The sequence below is a fragment of the Bavariicoccus seileri WCC 4188 genome (genome assembly GCF_000421665.1).
In the GTDB taxonomy this organism is placed as follows: Bacteria; Bacillota; Bacilli; order Lactobacillales; family Aerococcaceae; genus Bavariicoccus; species Bavariicoccus seileri.
In genome coordinates this window covers 1-7128 of the sequence record NZ_ATXL01000069.1, presented here as the reverse complement: position 1 = coordinate 7128, position 7128 = coordinate 1, and the positions used below count along the sequence as shown (strand labels likewise).

Annotated in this window: 8 protein-coding genes; all 8 read left to right on the top strand. The window is 38.5% G+C overall.

Going from position 1 to position 7128, the window contains the following annotated elements; translation table 11 throughout:
- Nucleotides 1-166, top strand: a 166-nt coding sequence (locus H541_RS12375) for a metal-sulfur cluster assembly factor (protein ID WP_022797199.1), incomplete at its 5' end; no start/stop codon positions are given.
- A 14-nt stretch (nucleotides 167-180) separates the two neighbouring features.
- A complete protein-coding gene (locus H541_RS0110205; protein ID WP_022797198.1) occupies nucleotides 181-447 on the top strand; it encodes an NUDIX hydrolase in 267 nt (88 codons plus the stop codon).
- Nucleotides 448-654: 207 nt separating this feature from the next.
- On the top strand, nucleotides 655-957 hold the full coding sequence (locus H541_RS0110200) for a DUF5960 family protein (protein ID WP_022797197.1): 303 nt from the start codon (nucleotides 655-657) through the stop codon (nucleotides 955-957).
- A 204-nt stretch (nucleotides 958-1161) separates the two neighbouring features.
- Nucleotides 1162-2529 (top strand): Y-family DNA polymerase, encoded by a 1368-nt coding sequence (locus H541_RS0110195; RefSeq protein WP_022797196.1) that lies wholly within the window; start codon nucleotides 1162-1164, stop codon nucleotides 2527-2529.
- A complete protein-coding gene (locus tag H541_RS12370; RefSeq protein WP_022797195.1) occupies nucleotides 2519-3085 on the top strand; it encodes a hypothetical protein in 567 nt (188 codons plus the stop codon). Before H541_RS0110195 ends, H541_RS12370 begins: the two co-directional genes overlap by 11 nt.
- Before the next feature lie 277 nt (nucleotides 3086-3362).
- Nucleotides 3363-4013, top strand: coding sequence for a copper homeostasis protein CutC (locus H541_RS0110185; RefSeq protein ID WP_026501774.1), 651 nt, complete (start codon nucleotides 3363-3365; stop codon nucleotides 4011-4013).
- Nucleotides 4014-4636: 623 nt separating this feature from the next.
- Nucleotides 4637-5782, top strand: coding sequence for a PLP-dependent transferase (locus H541_RS0110180; protein ID WP_022797193.1), 1146 nt, complete (start codon nucleotides 4637-4639; stop codon nucleotides 5780-5782).
- Nucleotides 5775-6917, top strand: a complete 1143-nt coding sequence (locus H541_RS0110175; protein ID WP_022797192.1) for a PLP-dependent transferase — start codon at nucleotides 5775-5777, stop codon at nucleotides 6915-6917. The genes H541_RS0110180 and H541_RS0110175 overlap by 8 nt, the downstream gene beginning before the upstream one ends.
- The last annotated feature ends 211 nt before the right edge of the window (nucleotides 6918-7128 follow it).

The window sequence follows — 7128 nt, the reverse complement described above, 5'->3', positions numbered from 1 at the left end:
AATGGGTTGTCCTCTCGCAGATATTATTACAGATGAAATCCATCGGGCGCTTAAAAAAGTGCCAGAGGTCAAAAGTTCTGATGTGAAACTTGTGTGGTATCCGGCTTGGTCGCCAGATCGTATGAGTCGTTATGCCAGAATGACGTTAGGTATTTCTAGAAGTTAAGTTTTTAAAGCCTCATGAATAGTGTTAAACAACTGCTGGGGGTCGTTGAGAATTTTTGGCAGGGAAATGGTCAAGTCTATCATCAAATAGTAGTTGTCTATTACCTTGTACCTACTGATTCTATCGATGTGTCGGATGTCTTACAGTTGAATGAAAAACCAAATGTGCAGTGGACCCCAGAGGATCGCGTCGTTCATTTGAAACCTGAAGCACTCAATCAGCTTGTTAAACAAGGACTCAAGAAGAGCAATTGTAATGTACAACACTTTGTAAATCAATAAAGGATAGGCAATCTATAAATAAGAGTATACCCATCAAAAAATTTTAACTACGATTATCAGTTAGATACTATGTAATCTTCAGTAGATACTATGTAATCTTATGTCAATAAAGATAAATAATGGATGTCATCCTAATTTAGTGCTTGAAATAAGAACGAATGTTCTTATAATTAAGATCAAGAGATCAAAATGAAGGAGGGTAGGTCCATGGAAGCTTCTCAAGCAAATATCCCGAATCATGCCAATGAAACTTATGCCCTTGAAAGGCATTGGCAAGAGTTGGTTGAGTATCCTTCTCCAGTTCATTTTATCAACTATCATTTGATTGAAACGATGGAGAAACTGGGAAAACCTATTTTTAAAATACCGAAAGAATTATCTAAATTAGATGATGATTTAACGTTTGTATTCAAGAAAGTAGAAAATTGCTATTTATACCAACGGGTACTTTGTCGTGGTGAGGTTATTAAAGAGTATGACAAAACGTGCAATTATTTAAAGGTATCTTGAGGTGTCAAATAGGATTAGAGCTCTTTCGTAAGATAGTAGCATGCCATTTAAAATGAGTCGCTGGTGATTAGCGGCTTTTTTTGTGTTTTGGGGGAGGGCAGTGACGGAAAATTATTTCTAAATCTATGAGTGTTCTCTTGACGGAATGCGAACGTATGTTCTATATTTAGAGGGAGGATAGGATAGGAATAGTGAGGTGCTGTTATGATTTTTGGCGAGAAACCTAAGTTTGATTATAAAAGGGAACCTAGTCGTGATATTTTATGTATCGATTGTAAATCATTTTATGCGTCTGTTGAGTGTGTTGAACGTGCTATTCATCCCTTAGCTGCTAAGCTAGTTGTGATGTCTTATCCGTCAGGTAGTAAGGTCAAGCGTGGGTCTGGTCTTATTTTAGCAAGTTCACCAAAAGCGAAGGCTAGTTATGGCATCACTAATGTCAGTCGGGCGCGTGACTTGCCGTTTCCTTATCCAGATGATCTTATTTTGGCACCACCACGGATGAGAGAGTATATGGATAAAAATAAACAAATCAACGCGATTTATAAGCGATTTGCGGATGAATCAAATCATCATGTCTACTCTGTCGATGAGAGTTTTGTGGATGTGACTGAAAGTCTTAACTTATTTGATGCACATAATGCTTTTGAAATTGCCAAATTGATTCAAAGTGAAGTTTATCGCGAGACAGGTGTTTTAACGACAATTGGGATTGGAGATAATCCGTTGCTCGCCAAGCTTGCCTTGGATAATGAATCAAAACACAATCCTACTATGATTGGAGAATGGCGCTATAGTGATGTTCCAAAAAAGGTATGGGGGATAAAGGAAATCACTGATTTCTGGGGGATAGGGAAACGAACCGCTATTCGTTTGAATCGTTTGGGAATTCATTCGATCGACGAATTAGCACACAGTGATTATTTTCTTTTAAAAGAAGAGTTTGGAGTTTCTGGCACGCAGTTGTTTGCTCATGCTTGGGGGATTGATCGTACGTTCTTGGGTCAAAAATATGAACCGGCTTCAAAATCGATTGGCAATAGTCAGGTGCTTGACCGTGACTATGATAAGGCAAATGAAATCGAGGTCGTAATCAAGGAAATGGCAGATCAGGTAGGAACGCGATTGAGGCGGAGTGGCTTGAAAGCTGGTGTTGTGGGTCTCTGGATTGGCTTTGCTATCGGTTATAGTGAAGTGTCACAAAAGTCTGGATTTCACCAACAGATGAAAGTTTCTCCAACTCATAATAGTCAAGTTTTAGCAGACCACCTCCTTCATATTTTTAGAAAAAATTACACCAACCAAGTGATTCGAAATATTGGAGTCAATTGTCACGATTTAAAACATATCGAATCGCTTCAGTTGGATTTATTTAGGGATATCCCGGACCAACTCAAAGATTTTAAAGTTGATGATTTGGTAGATAAGGTGCGTAGTCGGTATGGTTTTAAAAGTTTGGTGCACGCGCATAGTTTGCTACCTGGTGGTCGTGCTATTGCAAGAAGTTCATTAGTTGGTGGGCATGCAGGTGGGATGGCAGGTATTGAAGGTGAGCCAGCACATGGAAAATAGTGTTAATAACCATAGCGATAATCATCATACTTTGAATAAACAGGATAAGACGGATTATAATGTTACTGCCAGACCGCATGATCTAGAAAGTCATGACTTAAACCACGACATCTTAGATCATAAGACAACAGATCATGACGTCGCAAAGCATTATGAGGGCTACCATCCTAGAAAGCGGTCAAAGAAAGTATTCAGGGATTATAATGCATTTCGTGATCGGCCGTTTGGATTAAAGTGGGGAACGGCTTATGCCATGGACGAATTAGTTAAAGGGATAGAGTCTAACCAACTGGATGCCATGAAAAATAACCAAGAACTGTCTCCAATGACGCGTCAAGAAATCGATCAAGTGTTACAACAGGCCTTTTTTTCGGCGCAACCTATTGAAATTCAGCTACAAATAAAGGATGAATTTGGTCGGTTTCAAGATTTGTATAGTGGTATATTCAATGGTTTTGCAGATGAAGATGGGTTCGAAGTTGAGGGAAAGTTCTTTTTGTGGGAAGATATCAGGCATGTGAAAATAAAAAATAATTCGAAGTGGTTTAAGTTGTAACGACTGTGCATTGTTAAAGTTAGGTATAGTGAAACATAGAACAAAGTTTGTGATAATTAAAATAGCAGTATCAAGGGTTAGAAATACGTGCTAAAATAGTCGTGTGCTACATTTCTAAATGACTAACAAGTGTTTAAGAGTACTACAAAGCGTTAAAGAGCATAAAAGAGTGTTGGAGGGCATCAATACCTATTTGCTCTTAACTAATTGGTTCAAGTTTCATTGACTAGGAGTGAGTAAGATGACAATTGTTAGTAACTCAACAACTGATCACGCCATTATTAAAGAGTTCTGTGCTGAAAATTTTACCTTGGTACCTTATGCGATAAAAGCAGGTGCTAAGAGGATTGAATTATGTGACAACCTAAGTCAAGGCGGAACGACGCCATCTAAGGGTGTCATACAAAAAACTCTTCAGTTTTCAAGGGACAACAATGTTAAAGTCATGGTCATGATCAGACCGCGTGGTGGTGATTTCACCTATAATCTTGATGATGCTGAGATCATGTTGAATGACATCACGACTTGTCAGGAACTGGGAGTTGATGGTGTCGTTTTTGGAGCGACACGTCAAGGTTTCATAGATGCTGGTTTGATGGAGCAATTGATCCAAAAGTCCAACGGCATGGAAGTCGTCTACCATATGGCCTTTGATCAGATCGAACCTTCTAAACAATTTTTAGCTGTCGACTGGTTGGCGGAACAAGGTGTAACCCGTATTTTGACACATGGAGGTCCTACCAAGGAGCCGATTGAAGATCATATCGCTCACTTGAAGCGACTGATTTCTTATGCTGCCAATCGTTTAACGATTATGCCCGGCGGTGGATTATCCTATAAGACATTACCTAATCTGCTAAGTCAATTGCCTGTTCAAGAAGTGCATGGGACTAAAATCATCGATTTAAAATTGGACAACTCTTTTTAAAAACAATCATTAAAAATTGAAGAAAGCAAGGTCCAGAATCGTTGATGTTATTAGCTTTTAAAGTAAGCATTCTGATCTTGTTTTTTTGATTGTAAGATTATCGAGCCATTAGAAACTACATTTTTTTAGCTAGTAAATTCTAAATCACTTTATATATTACCAAAAGTTAGTAACTTACACAAAACGATTAAAATGTTTACATTAAAAATGTCATGATAAAGTGGTGTTCTATTTAAAAGTTGACTTTCACTTTTAAAAAAGGTATCTTCTAAGCTATAGTGATACAGTAAGAATATAAATCAAATGCAGCGATTGGATGAGTACTGATGTCATGTTTAAAGAGAGCTTGTGTGTGGTGGAAGCAAGTAGCAAAGCATTAGGAAGATGGTCCATGAGTCATCTTAGGACAAGTTCTAATTAGGAATCAGTTTTAAGCGGTTGGACCGTTATTTCCAAATATCGAGTGACTTTTCTGTTGCTAGATATGACATGAGGTTTGTCCAGATAACTGGTCAAATGAATGTCGGGTGGTACCACGGTTTGGCGTCCCGCAGTCTTTATAGACTGCGGTTTTTTTGCATTATTTTGTTGCATATTGTAGCTTACAAAGGGGAGATAATTATATGAAAAAGGATGCATCAGATTGTTTGTCAGGGTGTTCGGTAGATACCTTATTAGCTCAAGCTGGAAATAGAAGTGATGATAATAAATCAGGAAGTATTTCAACACCACTTTATTTTTCAACTGCTTTTCGCCATCCGGGTTTAGGTGATAGTACAGGGTTTGATTACGCACGAGTCACGACTCCGACACGTCAAATTCTTGAAACCGAACTTGCAAAGTTGGAGAATGGTAGTAGAGCGTTTGCTACGAGTTCTGGCATGTCGGCAATTGATCTGGTATTCTCCTCCTTGTTGAATTATGGGGATCATTTTATTACCAGTGATGACCTGTATGGTGGGACATTCAGGTACTTTGATGCAATCAAAAAGCAATCAAATGTCAGCTTTGATATCTGGGATGGTAAATCTTTAGAGACATTACGAGCATTAATAACTGACCGGACGAAATTGATTTGGATTGAAACTCCATCAAACCCAATGATGAAAGTGATTGATATAAAGTCTCTTGTTCAAGCGATTAAAAAAGATTTTCCAGAAGTATTGGTTGCTGTAGACAATACTTTTTTGACACCTATTTTTCAAAAGCCTCTATTACTTGGTGCCGATATTGTGGTTCACTCAGCTACTAAGTATTTAGCTGGTCATAATGACTTGTTGGCAGGTGTAGTCATTACAAATTCTACTGACATAGCAGGAATAATAGAAACACAACTGATTACTCGTGGTCAAGTACTAGATTCATTCAGCTCTTGGCTATTGATCAGAAGTCTTAAAACATTACACTTAAGGATGGCAAGACATAATGAATCAGGACAGTATTTAGCTAGCAAATTGAAAGAGATAGCCGGTATCAATCAAGTTCTTTATTCCGGCTTAGGTGGAATGGTCAGCTTTTATGTTGCTGAAGATGTTGATGTTAATCTTTTTTTAAGAGGGTTAAAAATCGTATCATTCGCAGAAAGCCTCGGTGGTCCGGAAACACTAGTTACGATTCCAACCGTACAGACGCATTGTGATATGCCTGAGGAGCAACGATTAGCTTTAGGCATCACTGATCGATTAATCCGCTTGAGCGTTGGGCTAGAGGATCCAAATGATTTATTGAAAGATTTAACGGAAGCAATAGAGGGGGCAAAGCATGGGTAAATGGACAAATCTTATCAAACAAACTACTGATAGCGATCCAATCAGTGGTGCTGTCAATACTCCAATCCAACTAAGTTCTACGTTTAGTCAAGCAGACTTCGATACTTATGGTCACTTTGACTATTCTAGGTCGGGTAATCCCACACGTGAAAGTGGGGAGCGCACATTAGCTAGTTTAGAAGGCGGAAAATACGGCTATTTGTTTAGCACTGGTATGGCAGCTATCAGTAGTGTTTTATTCATTTTCTCATCCGGTGATCATTTAGTGGTAAGCAAACAAGTATATGGTGGTACTTTTCGTATTTTACATGATGTTTTACCACGGTTTGGCATCACGTATGACCTTGTAGATTTTTCAAATATTGAAGAAATCAAAAAAGCAATTAAGCCAAACACAAAAGCATTGTATATAGAAACACCAGCCAATCCAACTTTAAATATTACAGACATATCAGCAGTTGTCGCGTTAGCCAAAGAACAGGGTCTCCTTACAATTGCCGATAACACTTTTATGACGCCGCTAACACAACGTCCATTAGAATTAGGTGTTGATATCGTTGTTCATTCGGCCACTAAATTTTTGGCAGGGCATTCCGATATTTTAGCTGGAGTAGCAGTAACAAATGATGATGAATTAGCTAAGAGAATCTATTTTATTCAAAATGCAGTAGGGGCTACTTTAGGTGTTACTGATACGTGGTTACTACTGAGAGGATTAAAGACCCTTGGAGTTCGTTATAAACGTTCTAGCGAGTCAGCCCAAACAATTGCAGAACATCTACAAGCTGATAAGAGAGTTGTACAGGTTCTTTATCCAGGGCTTAGTAGCCATAAAGGGTATGATATCCACCAACGACAAGCATCAAGTGGTGGTGCAGTCTTGAGTTTTGACGTTGGGTCATTGGAGAATGCCAGAAAAGTAGTAGAACATCTGGAAATACCAATATTTTCAGTTAGCCTTGGTGCTGTCGAGTCTATCATTAGTTACCCGCCAAAAATGAGCCATGCTGAACTCAATTCAGAAGAACTTCTAGAAGTAGGTATTACACCAGGATTATTACGCTTATCAGTCGGTTTAGAAGATGTTGAAGACCTGATCGATGATTTGGACCAAGCACTAAGCTATATTGATTGATTTTGTGTAGTGACTTTGTGTGTCAGTATCTTAGACATTGTTTATTTAATCTATTAAGGGAAAAACGGGTTGTGACGATGTCACAACCCGTTTTCTCAAAGCTGACCACTTGAATGACAACCTCTTTGTCGGTGTTCCTGGAGTAGCTTTTTCGTAAATAAGTCATCCTCTCTCGAAAATTTAAGTGCGTATTTTCGGATAGACTTCCTTA